The following is a 15,402-nucleotide window of genomic DNA, read 5'->3' on the forward strand; positions in this document are numbered from 1 at the left end:
TGGTCTCATCAGGGCTTTCCGTCGGGCTGACAGGATTTGAACCTGCGACCCCTTGACCCCCAGTCAAGTGCGCTACCAAGCTGCGCCACAGCCCGTGGCAGACCGGGCCGAGGCCCGGGCAACTCGACTACCTTAGCGGATGCCGACGCCGGAAGTGAAAACGAGCGGGCCCCGTAGACTCGCTGGGCGGAACGCGTCGGCACGGGTCGACGCGCCGTCGGCAGCTCGGGAGGCGTCAGCAGTGGATGCGCGGCAGAAGCGATCACAGGTGGCCCTGCACCGGGCGATCGTCGAACTCGCGACCGGCCGCGACGTCGCCACCCTCACCGTCTCCGAGATCACCGATCTCGCCGGCGTGAACCGCTCCACCTTCTACGCCCACGCCTCGTCCGCCGCGGAGTTGCTCTGCGCCGCCCTGCAGGACGAGCTCGACGCGATCCGGGAGGGCTACCTCCAGCAGCTCCGGAGCGGTGCCGCGACCGACGCGAGCATCCGCGAGGGCACCTCCCGCGTCCTCGGCCACCTGGACGGCCACCGCGACCTCTACCTCCGCGCCTTCGACGCCCCCGGCGGGGACTCGGGCCTCCGCGCGATGCTGGCAGGGCACTTCCGCACCGCCGTCTCCGCGACGCTCGACACGGGGATCCTCGACGTCCCGGCCGCGGACGCACCGCTCGGCTTCCTCGAGGACGCGACGGCCTCGTTCCTCGCGGCGGGCTCCGTCGGCCTGATGGAGCAGTGGCTCCGTCTGCCCGCGCCCCGCGATCCCGGCAGCTACCTCGCCGCCTACCGACGGCTCCTGCCGCCGTGGTGGCCCTTCGCCACCGGCGACTGACCGGCCTCGTCGGGCGCCGCTGCGCAGACGCTCGCCGAGAGAGTCGACCGCTCGGCTCGAGGGCGGCCGCAACTCCGCAAGCCGGACCGCGCGGCTCCTCGCTCCCTCTCGAGAGAGCTGTCCCGCTCGGCCGTGACGCCTCGGCAGCAGCATCCGCCCGCGCGACTCGATCGCTGCTCCTCCCGGAGACGCGGACGGCCCGCGGGAGGAGCTCCCACGGGCCGGACACGGTGCGGCTGCGCTCAGCGCGCGCGCTTCTCGCGGACGCGCATGTTGACGTTCACCGGCGACCCCTGGAAGCCGTAGATCTCGCGCAGGCGGCGCGCGATGTAGCGGCGGTAGCCCGGGTCGAGGAACCCGGTCGTGAAGAGGACGAATGTCGGCGGGCGCGACGAGGCCTGCGTGCCGAAGAGCACGCGGGGCTGCTTGCCTCCGCGGAGGGGGTGCGGGTGCGCCGCGGTGAGCTCGGCGAGGAACGCGTTGAACTTGCCCGTCGGGATGCGCGTGTCCCACGACTCAAGGGCGAGCTCGAGCGCCGGCACGAGCTTCTCGAGGTGGCGGCCGGTGCGGGCCGAGATGTTGACGCGGGGCGCCCACGCCACGTGGGCGAGGTCGGTCTCGATCTCGCGCTCGAGGTAGCGGCGGCGCTCGTCGTCGAGGAGGTCCCACTTGTTGAAGGCGAGCACGAGCGCCCGGCCCGACTCCAGCACCAGGTCGATGATGCGGACGTCCTGCTCCGAGATCGGCTGCGAGACGTCGAGGACGACGACGGCGACCTCGGCCTTCTCGAGCGCCGTCGAGGTGCGCAGCGACGCGTAGAAGTCGGCGCCCTGCTGGAGGTGCACGCGGCGGCGGATGCCCGCGGTGTCGACGAAGCGCCAGACCTTGCCGGCGATCTCGACCTGCTCGTCGACCGGGTCGCGCGTGGTGCCGGCGAGCTCGTTGACGACGACCCGCTCCTCCCCCGCCGCCTTGTTGAGCAGGCTGGACTTGCCGACGTTCGGGCGGCCGAGGATCGCGACGCGGCGCGGTCCGCCGACCTCGCGCTTGGCGACGGCCGACTCCAGAGGGAGCTTCTCGAGCACCGCGTCGAGAAGGTCGGCGACGCCGCGGCCGTGGACGGCCGAGACGGGGCGGGGCTCGCCCAGGCCGAGCGACCACAGCGAGGCGGCGTTCGGCTCCTGGCGGGCGTCGTCCACCTTGTTGGCGGCGAGGAAGACCGGCTTCTTCGTCTTGCGCAGCAGCTTCACGACGTGCTCGTCGGTCGCGGTCGCGCCCACGTTCGCGTCGACGACGAAGATGACGGCGTCGGCGAGGTCGATGGCGATCTCGGCCTGCATGGCGACGGAGGCGTCGATGCCGCGGGCGTCGGGCTCCCAGCCGCCGGTGTCGACGATGGTGAACGCCCGGTCGATCCACTCCGCCTTGTAGGACACGCGGTCACGCGTGACGCCCGGGGTGTCCTCGACGACGGCCTCGCGGCGGCCGAGGATGCGGTTCACCAGCGCGGACTTGCCGACGTTGGGGCGGCCCACGATCGCCACGACCGGGAGGGCGGGGAGGTAGCGGACCTCGTCCGAGTCCTCCCCGGCGAACTCGAGGAGGTCGAGGTCCTCCTCGTCGAGGTCGTAGTCCTCGAGTCCGCTGCGGAGCGCCTGCGCGCGCGAGGAGGCGAGCTGCTCGTCGAGGTCGCCGAGGCGCTCGACGAGGTCGTCGTCTCCGAAGTTCAGCTCGTCGTCACCGACGTGCGTGTCCTGTGCCATGACCGGCCCTTGCTCTCGAAGTTCGGACCTCGGCGACGACCGCGTCGACGGTCTGCTCGAAGTCGAGATGAGTGGAGTCGAGAAGAGTGACTCCTTCTGCGGCGTTCATGAAGTCGACCACCTGCGAGTCGGCGCGGTCCCTCGACCGCAGCGCCTGACCCGTCGCCTCGGCGGATTCCGTGGTGACCTCGCGCGAACGCCTGGCCATTCTAGCCTCTTCGCTCGCCGTCAGCAGGATCCGGACCGGAGCGGTCGGTGCGACGACCGTCGTGATGTCGCGGCCCTCGACGATGATGCCCTCCCGACGCGTCTCGCCGATGATCCTCCGGAACAGCAGTGTGATCCTCCGACGGACCTCGGGGACCTTCGCCACGGCCGAGACGCGCGCGGTCACCCGGGGCTCGCGGATGGCGGTGGTCACCTCGGTCGGACCGACCCACACCGAGTACGACTCGGGGTCGGTGCCGATGGAGTAGTCGAAGCCGTCGAGCGCGTCGACGATCGCGTCCTGGTCCTCGAAGTCGAGGCCGCGGTCGAGCCCGTGCCAGGCGAGCGCGCGGTAGGCCGCTCCCGTGTCGAGGAACTCGAAGTCGAGGCTGCGGGCGGCAGCCCTCGACACGCTGGACTTGCCGCTGCCGGCCGGGCCGTCGATGGCGACCACGACGGCCTCGCCGAAGTCGCCCTGCTCGGCGGCCTCGGAGCGCGCCTCGCGCTCGGGAGCCGCGCCCCCGTCCTCCGGGATGCTCTGCTGTGCCCGGCGGGCGGGCGTCATCCTGTTCAGGCCGCCCTCCTGCCTGTTCTGCTCGGTGCTCATCCGGCGATCCTCCAGCCGCGTATGGTCAGTTCTTCGGTCAGCGGCGCGACCGCTTCGGGCACCACCGAGATCTCGGCGAGACCCACTCGGCGCCCCTGCGCGTGCTCGAGGCGAACGTCCTCGAGATTGACGCCCGCCTCGCCGATCTCCACCAGGAGCCGCGCGAGGGTTCCGGGAGAGTCGTCGACGAGGACGATCAGGGTCGAGAAGCGCTGGTCCTGGCCGTGCTTGCCGGGCAGGCGCGCCACTCCGGCGTTGCCCGCGGCCAGGTGCTCGGCGAGCACGCGGCGCGAGCCGGGCGCCTCGAGGTCGCGGAGCGCGTCGGCGACCGCGGCGACGTCGTCGCGGAAGGCGTCGAGCACCGCGACGACGTGCTCGCGGTTCGCGGCCAGGATCTGCATCCAGAGCTCGGGGGCCGAGGCCGCCAGGCGCGAGACGTCGCGGACGCCCTGCCCGGCGAGGCGGAGCGCCGCGTTCGGGGCGTCGAGGAGGCGCTGGCCGAGCAGTGACGAGATCACCTGCGGGGCGTGCGAGACGAGGCCGACCGAGAGGTCGTGCTCCTCCGGGTCCATCTCGACGATGGTGCCGCCGAGGTCGAGAGCGAGGCCCTCCACCCTTGCGAGCGCGTCGGGCGCGGTCTCGCCGTCGCGGCAGATCACCCAGGGTCTGCCGACGAAGAGGTCTCCCCGCGCGGCGACCGGTCCGCCGCGCTCGCGGCCGGCCATCGGGTGCGAGCCGATGTAGCGGGCGAGGTCGACGCCGCGGGAGCGCAGCTCGCGCAGCGGCTGGGTCTTGACGCTCGCCACGTCGGTGACGACGGCTCCGGGGTGCGCCGCGAGCTCGCGCTCGACGACGCTCGCGGTGACGTCAGGGGGGACGCAGACGACGACGACGGAGGGCCGGTCGTCGGCGGAGGCGGCGCGGCCGGCCCCGTAGTCGATGGCGAGGGAGAGGCTCGCGGGCGAGGCGTCGTCGAGGACGACGTCGATCCCGCGGGAGGCGAGGCCGAGGCCGATGGAGGCGCCGAGCAGTCCGGAGCCGACCACCCGCACCGTCCCGGTCGTCCGCATCGCGGGCGGCGCGGGGTGCAGGAGCTCGTTCACCCCGACAGCCTAGCGATCGGCGCGGCGCTGCTTGTCGGCGCCGGACCGGCGCGGAGGACCGTCGCTCCGCCCGCCGCCGCCGGCGGAGGAGCCGCCGCGATCCGAGGATCGCCCGGCCGAGCCGCGCTCCGCCGGGGCGACGCGCTCGCCGCTGTCAGGCCGGGGCCGCCGCGCACCCGCGCTCACCTTCTTCGAGGGGACCGCAGGAGCGGCCGCCACCGCCTCGCCGCCCTGCCGCGCGATCGTGAGCAGCGCGCCCAGCTCCTCCCGGGTCAGGTCGCGCAGATCGCCCGAGCGCAGGGTGCCCAGGTGCAGCGGCCCGAACTGGCGCCGGACGAGCTCGATCACCGGGTGGCCGACCGCCGCCATCATCCGGCGGACGACCCGGTTGCGACCGGAGTGCAGGGTGATCTCGACGAGCGAGGCGTTCGAGCGGCCCTCCGGCCGGCCGAGGAGACGCGCCTTGTCGGCGGCCACCGGTCCGTCGTCGAGCTCGATCCCGGAGGTCAGCGTCGCGATCGTCTGCGGGAGCACCTGCCCGTGCACCTTCGCGATGTAGGTCTTCGTCACTCCGAACGACGGGTGCGCGAGGACGTGGGCGAGCTCGCCGTCGTTGGTCAGCACCAGCAGGCCCGAGGTCTCGGCGTCGAGGCGCCCGACGTTGAACAGCCGCTCCTCGAAGTTCTTCGTGTAGAGGCTGAGGTCGGTGCGTCCGTTCTCGTCCGCCAGCGAGCTGACGACGCCGATCGGCTTGTTGAGCATGACGTAGCGGCGCGAGGTGTCCAGCTGCACCGCGACCCCGTCGACCTCGATCCGGTCGGTCGCCGGGTCGATGCGGCGGCCGAGCTCGTCCGCCACCTCGCCGTTGACGCGGATCCGCCGCGCCACGATCATCTCCTCGACCACTCGTCGGGAGGCGACCCCCGCTGCCGCGAGGACCTTCTGCAGTCGTTCGCCGTCGGGGCCGCTGTCAGGCGCGCTCATCGAATCCGTCTCTTCCGTCGCTCAGTAGGGGGGAGATCTTCGGCAGCTCGTCGAGCGAGGTGAGGCCGAGGTGCACGAGCAGCTGCTCGGTGGTGCCGTAGAGGACCGCGCCCGTCTCGGGGTCGTGGCCGACCTCCGCGATGAGGCCGCGGCCGAGGAGGGTGCGCGCGACGGAGTCGACGTTGACCGCGCGGATCTGCGCGACCTGACCGCGCGAGACCGGCTGCTTGTAGGCGATCACGGCGAGCGTCTCGAGCGCCGCCTGCGAGAGCCGCGTCGGGTTCTGCGTCAGGACGAAGTCCTTGACCACCGGGTCGTACTCGCGGCGCACGTAGATCCGCCAGCCGGCACCGACCTCGCGCAGCTCGAAGCCCCGGCGGATCGCCCCGTCGGCGCCGTCGTAGTCGGCGACCAGGCGCTCGATCGACTGGCGGACCACGGCGATCGGCCTCGACAGCGCGGTCGCGAGGGAGGCGAGCGGCTGCGGCTCGTCCGCGACCATCAGGATCGCCTCGATCGCCCGGTCGATCTCGAACGCGACGGTCCCGGGGCCGGCGTCAGGAGTCATAGTCGGCTCCGAGCGCGGCGAGGCTCGCATCGCTCCACTGCTCGGCGACCCAGCGCAGCGTGAGCTCGCCGAGCGGCTCCGGCTGGTCGAACGAGATCGCGGCGTGCCGGTAGAGCTCGAGCACGGCCAGGAAGCGCGCGACGATCACGCCTTTCTCGTCGGCGTCCGCGATCAGCTCGCCGAAGGTGGCCCTCCCGCGGGCGCGCAGCATCGCCACGACGTGGGCGGCCTGCTCCCGGATGCTGATCTGCGGGGCGTGCAGGTGGTCCAGGCCCACCGTCGGCAGCTCGCGCGGAGCGAGGGCGACGGTCGCGAGGGCGGCGAAGTCGGCGGGCGACAGGGTCCAGACGAGCTCCGGCTTCGCGGACCGGTACTCCTCCTCCAGAGGCACGTCGCGCACGTGGCGGGCGGTCTCGATCGCGATCCGCTCGGCGAACCACGACGACACCTGCTTGAAGGCCCGGTACTGCAGGAGCCGGGCGAACAGCAGGTCTCGCGCCTCCAGCAGCGCCGCGTCCTCCGCGTCCACGAGCTCGCCCTGGGGCAGGAGTCCGGCGATCTTCAGGTCGAGGAGCGTCGCGGCGACGACGAGGAACTCCGACGCGCGGTCCAGCCCCTCGAGCGAGTCGATCCCGTGCAGGTACGAGAGGAACTCGTCCGTCACGGCGCTCAGCGCGATCTCGGTGATGTCGACCTGCTGCTTCGCGATGAGGCTCAGCAGGAGGTCGAACGGACCCTCGAAGTTGGTCAGCGCGAGGTGGAACCCGGTGGGAGCGGCGCGCTCCTCGAGGAGGACCTCAGGCGACCGCGCCACGCGAGATCAGCTCCCTGGCGAGCTTGCGGTACGCCTTCGCGGCGTTGTGCTCGGGCGCGAACTGGGTGATCGGGACGCCGGACACGCTGGCGTCCGGGAACTTCACCGTGCGGCCGATCACCGTCTCGAGCACGCTGTCGCCGAAGGCGTCGACCACCCTGTCGAGCACCTCCCGCGAGTGCAGGGTGCGGGAGTCGTACATCGTGGGCAGGATGCCGTCGAGCTCGATCACCGGGTTGAGCCGGTCGCGGACCTTGTCGATCGTCTCGATCAGCAGGGCGACGCCGCGCAGCGCGAAGAACTCGCACTCGAGCGGGATGAGGACGCCGTGGCTCGCGGTGAGCGCGTTGACCGTGAGCAGGCCCAGCGAGGGCTGGCAGTCGATCAGGATGACGTCGTAGTCCGCGCTCACCTTGCGGAGCACCCGGGCGAGGATCTGCTCGCGCGCGACCTCGTTGACGAGGTGGACCTCGGCGGCGGAGAGGTCGATGTTGGCCGGGATGACGTCCAGGCCCGGCACGCGGGTCCTCCGGATCGCCTCGGCCGGGTCCTTCACGGTGCCGAGGAGCAGGTCGTAGATCGTGATGGCGTCGTAGGTCGTGACCCCGAGGCCGGCCGAGAGGGCGCCCTGCGGGTCGAAGTCGATGGCCAGTACGCGTCGGCCGTACTCGGCGAGGGTCGCGCCCAGGTTGATGGTCGTCGTCGTCTTGCCGACGCCGCCCTTCTGGTTGCAGAGGGAGATGATCCGAGCGGGGCCGTGACCGGTGAGCTCCACCGGCAGCGGGAAGTCGCGCAGGGGGCGGCCGGTCGGGCCGAGCGTCGGGGCTTCGAGACCGGTGAGCTCGGCCTTGTCGTCCGTCTTGCGTGTCACCTGCGTCGTCCTCGCTTCCGTGGCGGCGTGCGCTCCCGCGCGGCCTCCGACGAGTGTACCGGCGCCCCGCTCCCCGGCCGCCGCGCCCCGCCGCGCGGGGCCGCGGCTCTAGCGCCGCGCTCGCGGGTGCGCGGACGTGTAGACGTCCCGGAGCGTGTCCGCCGTCACCAGTGTGTAGATCTGCGTCGTCGCCACCGAGGCGTGCCCGAGGAGCTCCTGCACCACGCGGACGTCGGCGCCGCCCGCGAGCAGGTGGGTCGCGAAGGAGTGCCGGAAGGTGTGCGGCGAGATCTCCCGGTCCAGCCCGGCCTTCTCGGCGACGGCGCGGATGACCAGCCAGGCGCTCTGCCGCGACAGGCGGCTCCCGCGGACCCCCAGGAAGAGCGCCGGCGTCGCGCGCCCCCTCCGCGAGAGCTCGGGCCGCGCACGGACGAGGTACTCGTCGACCGCCTCGCGGGCGAAGCGGCCGAGCGGCACCATCCGCTGCTTGGACCCCTTGCCCGTCAGCCGCACCACCTCCGCGGCGACCACGTCGTCGACGTTCAGGTCCACCGCCTCCGAGATGCGCGCGCCCGTCGCGTAGAGCAGCTCCAGCAGGGCCCGGTCCCGCAGGTCCGCGAGCTCCTCGCCGCGCGCCGCGTCGAGCAGTGCCGCCATCTGCTCGACCGTGACCGCCTTCGGCAGGGTCATCGGGATCTTCGGCGGCACCACGTCCCGGGCAACGTCGTCCGCGACGACCCCCTCCTCGAGGGCGAAGCGGTGCAGCCCTCGGACGGTCGAGAGGATCCGTGCGCGCGAGCTCGCCGCGAGCGGCCGCTCCGGGCGTGCGGCCAGCCAGGAGGAGAACTCCCCCACGTCGACCCGTCCGAGCTGCGCCAGATCGACGGTCCCGCGCTCCTCGAGCCAGCCGAGGTAGAGTTCCAGGTCGCGCCGGTAGGCCGCAAGCGTGTGCGCCGAGAGCCCGCGCTCCACGCTCGCCTGCCGGAGGTACGCCTCGGCGCAGGCGCGGGGGCTCACCCCCGGGGGTGGCGGACCCGCGGGTGGCGCGTCCACGGCGAGGACGCGTCGCCCAGCCCGTCCCAGCCGCGCGAGCGGAACGCGTGCGCCGCGAGCACCGCGATCGTCAGCGAGGGGTTCTGCACCCGGCGGGCGAGGACCGCCTCGACCGCCTCGTCCAGCGGCACCCACCGCAGCTCCATGTCCGCCTCCTCCGCCTCGCGGTCGAAGGCGGAGCCGGTGGACGAGAGCCCGCGGGCCAGGTAGATCCGGATGACCTCGTCGCTGCCGCCCGGCGAGGTGGCGAACTCCGAGAGCAGGTCCCAGCGCTCGGCCTGCAGGTCCGTCTCCTCGCCCAGCTCCCGCTGAGCGGCGACCAGGGGATCCTCGCCCTCGACGTCGAGCAGGCCGGCCGGGATCTCCCACTCGCGGGTGCGGACAGGGTGCCGGTACTGCTTGATCAGGGCGACGCGGTCCTCGTCGTCGAGGGCCAGCACGGCGACGGCTCCCGTGTGATCGAGGAACTCCCGGCGCAGCTCGCCGCCGCCGTAGCGGAACGTCTCGGCGCGGACGCCCCAGACCATCCCGTCGAAGACGCGCTCACTGGTCAGGACCTCCGGCTCGACGAGCTCGTCCGACAGCGGCTCACTCATCGGCGCCCGCCTCCGATGCCGGGAAGAGGCGCGAGGCCTCCTGGCGCTCGAGGGCGGCGGTCACGAGACCGCGGAAGAGCGGGTGCGCGGCGTTCGGGCGCGAGCGGAGCTCCGGGTGCGCCTGCGTGCCCACGTAGTAGGGGTGCTTCTCGCGGGGCAGCTCGACGCACTCCACGAGGTGGCCGTCGGGCGAGAGGCCCGAGAACCAGAGCCCCGCCTCGGCGATCCGGTCGCGGTAGCGGTTGTTGACCTCGTAGCGGTGACGGTGGCGCTCGGCAGCCTCAGGTGCGCCGTACACCTCGGCGACGATCGAGCCCTCGGCGAGCTCGGCCGTGTAGAGGCCGAGGCGCATCGTGCCGCCCATGTCCCCGGACGCGAGGATCTCGACCTGCTCGGCCATCGTCGCGATGACGGGGAACTCCGTCTCCGGGTCGAACTCCGACGACGAGGCCCCCTCGAGGCCGGCCTCGTTGCGGGCGTACTCGATGACCATGCACTGCAGGCCGAGGCAGAGCCCGAGGGTCGGTATCCCGTTCTCCCGCGCGAAGCGCAGCGCGCCGAGCTTGCCCTCGATGCCGCGGATGCCGAAGCCGCCGGGCACGCAGATGCCGTCGAGCTCGGAGAGCGCCTTGGCCGCAGCCTCGGGGTCCTCGAGCCCGTCGGAGGCGATCCAGCGGATGGCGACCTTCGTCTGCTGCGCGAAGCCGCCGGCCCGCAGAGCCTCCGTCACGGAGAGGTAGGCGTCGGGCAGGTCGATGTACTTCCCGACCAGGCCGATGGTGACCTCGTGCTTGGGCTCGTGCACGGCCTCGAGCAGTCGCGACCAGCCGTCCCAGACGACCTCGCCGGCCGGGAGGCCCAGCTGGTCGATGATGTAGGCGTCGAGGCCCTGCTCGTTGAGCATCTGCGGGATCTCGTAGATCGACGCGACGTCCTTGGCGTTGACCACGGCCTGCTCGTCGACGTCGCACATCAGCGCGATCTTGCGCTTGTTCGACTCCGACACGGGCCGGTCGCTCCGCAGCACCAGGGCGTCCGGCTGGATGCCGATCGAGCGCAGCGCCGCGACGGAGTGCTGGGTGGGCTTGGTCTTCTGCTCCCCGGAGGCGCCCATGAAGGGCACCAGCGAGACGTGCACGAAGAAGACGTTGCGGCGGCCGAGCTCGTGGCGGACCTGGCGGGCCGACTCGATGAACGGCTGGCTCTCGATGTCGCCGACGGTGCCGCCGATCTCGGTGATGATGACGTCCGGCTGCGGGTCGTCCTCCGACTGGAGGCGCATGCGCCGCTTGATCTCGTCCGTGATGTGCGGGATGACCTGGACCGTGTCGCCGAGGTACTCGCCGGCGCGCTCGCGCGCGATGACCCTCGAGTAGATCTGGCCCGTCGTGACGTTCGCGGCCTGGTTCAGGTTGATGTCGAGGAAGCGCTCGTAGTGGCCGATGTCGAGATCGGTCTCGGCGCCATCGTCGGTCACGAAGACCTCGCCGTGCTGGAACGGGTTCATCGTCCCCGGGTCCACGTTGAGGTACGGGTCGAGCTTCTGCATGACGACGCGCAGCCCGCGCGCGGTCAGCAGGTTGCCCAGGCTCGCGGCCGTGAGTCCCTTGCCGAGCGAGGAGACGACACCGCCGGTGACGAAGATGTGCTTCGTGATCTTCGAGGGGGCGTCCTGCCCGGCCGTCGAAGCGTTCCGGGTCGAGGACCCGGAGGAGCCCTCGGGATCCGAGGGAGAAGAAGAGGAAAGGCCCGCGTTCGTAAAGTCCACCACGGGGTTCCACCGTAACAGCAGAACGGCGGCGGCGGACCGCCCGGGACGGATCGATGTCGTCCCGGGCCGCTCGCGATCAGCCCCGCCGACTCGATTCGAGGAGCTCCCGCGCATGAGCGAGAGCGTTGGCGGAGTCGGTGAGCCCCGAGAGCAGGCGCGCCATCTCGGACACCCGCTCCTCGGAGTCGAGCTGCGTCACGGCGCTCGAGGTCACCGCGCCGTCCGAGCCCTTCTCGACGCGGAGGTGGTTCGTGGCGAATGCGGCGACCTGCGCGAGGTGGGTCACCACGATGACCTGCGACGTCTCGGCGAGCCGCGCGAGCCGTCGGCCGATCTCGATCGCCGCCGCTCCGCCGACCCCTGCGTCGACCTCGTCGAAGACGAACGTCGGCACGGGGTCGTTGGCGGCGACCACGACCTCGATCGCGAGCATCACCCGCGAGAGCTCGCCTCCCGAGGCTCCGCGGGCGAGGGGCCGGGGTGCGGCCCCGGTGTGCGGCTCGAGCAGCATCTCGACGGAGTCGCGCCCGTGGACGCTCGGCTCCCCCGCGGCCGTCACCTTCACGTGCAGGCGCGCATCCGCCATGGCCAGCGCGGTGAGCTCGTCGCTGACCCGCTCCCCCAGCTCGGCGGCCGCCGCGGTCCGCAGCTCGGTCAGCCGGGTCGCGAGGCGGTCGACGAGGTCCGCGTCGGCAGCGGTGTCGGCCTCGAGAGCCGCGATCCTCTCGTCGTCGCCGTCGAGCTCGAGCAGGCGGAGTCCGGAGGAGTCCACCAGGTCGAGCACGTCGTCCAGGGTCGGTCCGTAGGTGCGGGCGAGCAGGGACAGCTCCGCCCGCCGGTTCTCGATCAGCTCCAGGTCGTGCGCGCCGTCGAGGTCGAGCTCCGCCAGGTAGGAGGAGAGCCCGCCGGCGGCGTCGACGAGGAGCACCGCCGCCTCGCCGAGCGTCTGGACCGTCGGCTGCAGGGCGGCGTCGTGCTCGGCCGCCCGCTCCAGCACGCGCCGCGCCGTCTCGAGGAGCCCGAGCGCGTCCCGCCCGTCCAGCTCCTCGGACGAGATCGCCTCGCGGGCCTCGCCGGCGGCGAGCCGGAGCTGCTCGATGCTCCCGAGCCGGGCGGACTGCGCCGCGAGCTCGACGTCCTCCCCGCGCTGGGGGGCGACCACCTCGATCTCGGCGAGGGCGGAGCGGAGCCGTTCGGCTTCGCGGGCGCGCGTCTCCCGGGCCTCGGTGAGCGAGTCGAGCTCCTCCCGGTTGGCCCGCCAGCGCTCGAAGGCGCTCGCGTAGTCGCGGAGGGCGTCGGCGAGACCGGGTCCGCCGAACCGGTCGAGCGCCTCGCGCTGCGCCGCGGCGGAGCGGAGGCGGATCTGGTCCGACTGCCCGTGCACGACGACCAGCTGATCGGCGAGCTCGCTCAGCACGCTGACCGGTGCGCTCCGGCCGCCGACGACGGCTCGCCCGCGTCCCTCCGCCGAGACGGACCGCGCGAGGAGCAGCTCCGGGCCGTCGAGATCGCCGCCGGCGTCGTGGACGCGCTCGGCGACCGGGCCCTCCTCGGGGACCAGCCAGCGCCCCGACACCCAGGCCTGCTTCGCTCCCGAGCGCACCGCGGACGCGTCCGAGCGCGCGCCCAGCACGAGGCCGAGCGCCGTGACCACCATCGTCTTGCCGGCGCCGGTCTCGCCGGTGACCGCGGTGAAGCCCGGTCCGAGCGGGAGCGTCGCCTCGGCGATCACTCCGAGGTCGCGGATCTGCAGCTCTTCGAGCATCGGGCCTTACTCCGTCTCCGCCGACCCCCGCCATCCGCGGATGGGGAGACCGAACTTGTGCACGAGTCGATCGGTGAAGGGGGCGTCGTGCAGGCGCGCGAAGCGCACGGGCACGGGCGAGCGACGGTAGACGACGCGCGCTCCCGGCGGCAGCTCGTAGGCGCGCCGGCCGTCGGCCCAGAGGACGCCGACGCCGTCGGTCCTCTCCTTGACCTCGACGGCGAGGCTCGACGACGGGCCCACGACGAGGGGTCGTGCGAAGAGCGCATGGGCACTGAGCGGAACGAGGAGCATCGCCTCGACGGTCGGCCACACGACGGGGCCGCCCCCGGAGAAGGCGTAAGCGGTGGAACCGGTCGGAGTGGACACGACGATGCCGTCGCAGCCGAAGCTCGACAGCGGACGTCCGTCGACGCCCACCATGACCTCGAGCATCCGCTCGCGACTGCCCTTCTCGACGGTGGCCTCGTTGAGCGCCCAGGTCTCGTAGACGACGGCCTCGTCGATCTTGACGCGCACCTGCAGTGTCATCCGCTCCTCGACCGCGTAGTCGCCGTCGAGCGCACGGGCGACGGCGTCGTCGAGATCGTCCCGCTCGCTCTCCGCGAGGAACCCGACGTGGCCGAGGTTCACGCCGAGCAGAGGGGCCGTCCCGGACCGGACGATCTCCGCCGCGCGGAGGATGGTCCCGTCCCCGCCGAGCACGAACACGAGCTCGATGGACTCGAGCGGCACGTCGGACCCGAGCACGGCGACGTCGCTCAGATCCGGAGCGACCGCGACGATGTCGCCCTTGTCGTCGGCGCAGAGGACGGGGTGGGCGCCGGAGTTCCGGAGGCGCTCGACGACGAGGACCGCCGCATCGAGGGAGTCCGTCCGTCCGGTGTGGGCGACGACGAGGATGTTGCGCTCGTCACGAGGGGACTGCATCGAGGGTGTGTCCTTCTGGTCGGTCGACAGCGGCGGACACGATCGCGTCACCCGGTGGTGAGCGCGGTGACCGCGTCCCTCCATTCTGTCGGAATCGTTCCGCGGTCGCGGTGGAGGTGCGCCAGATACTCACGATTCCCAGCGCCCCCCGGGAGTGGCGACTCGGCCAGCCCGACGACGCCGAGCCCCAGGTCCCACGCCGACCACAGGACGTCCGAGAGGGCCTCGCGACGCAGCTCCGGATCCCGGACGATCCCCTCCCGCACTCCCAAGCGGCCGACCTCGAACTGCGGCTTCACCAGCACCACGAAGTCGGCGAGCGGATTCACGGAGGCAGCGACCGGAGGCAGAACCATCCGCAGGGAGATGAAGGACACGTCGGACACGACCAGGTCCGGGACGATCTCGGTCCTGGCTGCTTCGGCGAGCCGGGCGGCGGTGAGATCCCGCGCATTGAACCCCTCCACCACGTGGACGCGATCGTCGGACCGGATCCGGGGAGCGAGCTGCGCGTGCCCGACGTCGAGGGCGATCACCGAGGCGGCGCCGCGCTCGAGCAGGACCTGCGAGAACCCGCCCGTCGACACCCCGACGTCGAGAGCGTTCCGGCCGGCGACTCGCACCGTCGCGAAGGTGTCGAGGGCGGCGAGCAGCTTGTGGGCGGCCCGGCTGACGTAGTGGTCGAGGCAGGCGACCGCGACGTCCTGATCGTCGCGGACGAGGATCGAGGGCTTCAGTGCAGGGACGCCGTCCACGGTCACCAGACCGTCGGCGATCATCCGGGCGGCATGGGTGCGGGACCGGGCGATGCCCCGTTCGGCGAGAGCCGAGTCGAGTCGCGAGTCGTCGGTCATCGGTCGCGGTCCGCGTTCTCGAGTCGGATGTGCAGCTGCTCCTGCAGCTGGACGTATCCGGCTGCCCTCTTGTCGAGCGCAGTCTGCTCGAGCCGGAGGAGCTCGTCTGACAGGACGTGTTCCTCCACGACGTCGAAGCCGTTCTGGAGCGGCCTCGATTCCGGAGAGGGCGTCGGGTCGTGCTGAGTCATCGCTGCTCCTCGTTCCGGAGTCGGGCGACGACGGTCATCGTCGCTCCGGCCGGCCCTGTTCGTCCTCGAACAGAGACCGACCGGTTAAACAGCGATGGCCACCCATTTCTGGGTGGCCATCGTGAATGGTGTCCGGCGGTGTCCTACTCTCCCACAGGGTCCCCCCTGCAGTACCATCGGCGCTGAGAGTCTTAGCTTCCGGGTTCGGAATGTGACCGGGCGTTTCCCTCTCGCTATGGCCGCCGTAACCCTGGCGACACACGCACCCGAGGGCACATGGTCAAATCTGGGTTACACGCCGTGCGTGTATTCAATTGTTCCGCTCCTCCCGAAGGAGGATGCGGGGTGCCCGTCTTCTGGGAACCACAAAGTGGACGCAAGCAATCTCTGGCCACTCCTACCAGCCTTTACAACGGTATGAGTGTAGTGATTATCAAGTTATCGGCTTATTAGTACCGGTCAGCTCCGACAGTCTTTAGTCCTGTCTTCC

At 71.9% G+C, this 15,402-nt stretch carries 14 protein-coding genes, 1 tRNA gene, 1 rRNA gene and 1 pseudogene; 1 reads left to right on the top strand and 16 read right to left on the bottom strand.

From position 1 onward, the window contains the following. Positions 1–21 precede the first annotated feature (21 nt). Positions 22–95, bottom strand: a tRNA-Pro gene (locus C5D09_RS09655). A 173-nt stretch (positions 96–268) separates the two neighbouring features. Here C5D09_RS09655 and C5D09_RS09660 point away from each other — a divergent pair. Beyond that, a complete protein-coding gene (locus tag C5D09_RS09660; protein ID WP_104225419.1) occupies positions 269–835 on the top strand; it encodes a TetR/AcrR family transcriptional regulator in 567 nt (188 codons plus the stop codon). 242 nt (positions 836–1,077) lie between these two features. Here C5D09_RS09660 and der read toward each other — a convergent pair whose 3' ends face one another. From der to rrf, 15 genes and pseudogenes are all read right to left on the bottom strand, one after another. Further along, positions 1,078–2,598: a ribosome biogenesis GTPase Der gene (gene der / locus C5D09_RS09665; protein WP_104222506.1), complete on the bottom strand. Its 1,521-nt coding sequence runs from the start codon at positions 2,596–2,598 to the stop codon at positions 1,078–1,080. Continuing rightward, positions 2,573–3,412: a (d)CMP kinase gene (gene cmk, locus C5D09_RS09670; protein WP_258066967.1), complete on the bottom strand. Its 840-nt coding sequence runs from the start codon at positions 3,410–3,412 to the stop codon at positions 2,573–2,575. The genes der and cmk overlap by 26 nt, the downstream gene beginning before the upstream one ends. Next, positions 3,409–4,482, bottom strand: coding sequence for a prephenate dehydrogenase (locus C5D09_RS09675; protein WP_104222605.1), 1,074 nt, complete (start codon positions 4,480–4,482; stop codon positions 3,409–3,411). Before C5D09_RS09675 ends, cmk begins: the two co-directional genes overlap by 4 nt. A 258-nt stretch (positions 4,483–4,740) precedes the next feature. Beyond that, a pseudogene (locus C5D09_RS09680) lies at positions 4,741–5,499 on the bottom strand (pseudouridine synthase); the annotation flags it as partial. Then, complete coding sequence (scpB, locus tag C5D09_RS09685; protein WP_104238575.1) at positions 5,486–6,067, bottom strand: SMC-Scp complex subunit ScpB; 582 nt, start codon at positions 6,065–6,067, stop codon at positions 5,486–5,488. The pseudogene C5D09_RS09680 and the gene scpB, both read right to left, overlap by 14 nt. Continuing rightward, a complete protein-coding gene (locus C5D09_RS09690; RefSeq protein ID WP_104267431.1) occupies positions 6,057–6,881 on the bottom strand; it encodes a ScpA family protein in 825 nt (274 codons plus the stop codon). Before C5D09_RS09690 ends, scpB begins: the two co-directional genes overlap by 11 nt. Beyond that, entirely contained in the window at positions 6,865–7,752 is an 888-nt protein-coding gene (locus tag C5D09_RS09695) for a ParA family protein (protein WP_104222502.1), read from the bottom strand. Before C5D09_RS09695 ends, C5D09_RS09690 begins: the two co-directional genes overlap by 17 nt. Positions 7,753–7,860: 108 nt before the next feature. After that, positions 7,861–8,769, bottom strand: coding sequence for a site-specific tyrosine recombinase XerD (gene xerD, locus C5D09_RS09700; RefSeq protein WP_104269183.1), 909 nt, complete (start codon positions 8,767–8,769; stop codon positions 7,861–7,863). Next, on the bottom strand, positions 8,766–9,401 hold the full coding sequence (locus C5D09_RS09705) for an NUDIX hydrolase (RefSeq protein ID WP_104250719.1): 636 nt from the start codon (positions 9,399–9,401) through the stop codon (positions 8,766–8,768). The genes xerD and C5D09_RS09705 overlap by 4 nt, the downstream gene beginning before the upstream one ends. Continuing rightward, entirely contained in the window at positions 9,394–11,058 is a 1,665-nt protein-coding gene (locus C5D09_RS09710) for a CTP synthase (protein ID WP_104269193.1), read from the bottom strand. The genes C5D09_RS09705 and C5D09_RS09710 overlap by 8 nt, the downstream gene beginning before the upstream one ends. 190 nt (positions 11,059–11,248) lie before the next feature. Then, positions 11,249–12,937, bottom strand: a complete 1,689-nt coding sequence (recN, locus tag C5D09_RS09715) for a DNA repair protein RecN (RefSeq protein ID WP_104269184.1) — start codon at positions 12,935–12,937, stop codon at positions 11,249–11,251. A 6-nt stretch (positions 12,938–12,943) separates the two neighbouring features. After that, positions 12,944–13,867, bottom strand: a complete 924-nt coding sequence (locus tag C5D09_RS09720; protein ID WP_104222498.1) for an NAD kinase — start codon at positions 13,865–13,867, stop codon at positions 12,944–12,946. Positions 13,868–13,914: 47 nt separating this feature from the next. After that, complete coding sequence (locus C5D09_RS09725) at positions 13,915–14,721, bottom strand: TlyA family RNA methyltransferase (protein WP_104269185.1); 807 nt, start codon at positions 14,719–14,721, stop codon at positions 13,915–13,917. Then, positions 14,718–14,912, bottom strand: a complete 195-nt coding sequence (locus C5D09_RS09730) for a hypothetical protein (protein WP_104269186.1) — start codon at positions 14,910–14,912, stop codon at positions 14,718–14,720. Before C5D09_RS09730 ends, C5D09_RS09725 begins: the two co-directional genes overlap by 4 nt. A gap of 130 nt (positions 14,913–15,042) precedes the next feature. After that, positions 15,043–15,159 (bottom strand): 5S ribosomal RNA (gene rrf, locus C5D09_RS09735). Positions 15,160–15,402 lie beyond the last annotated feature (243 nt).

This window comes from Rathayibacter sp. AY1C9, from assembly GCF_002932315.1.
Classification (GTDB): Bacteria; Actinomycetota; Actinomycetes; order Actinomycetales; family Microbacteriaceae; genus Rathayibacter.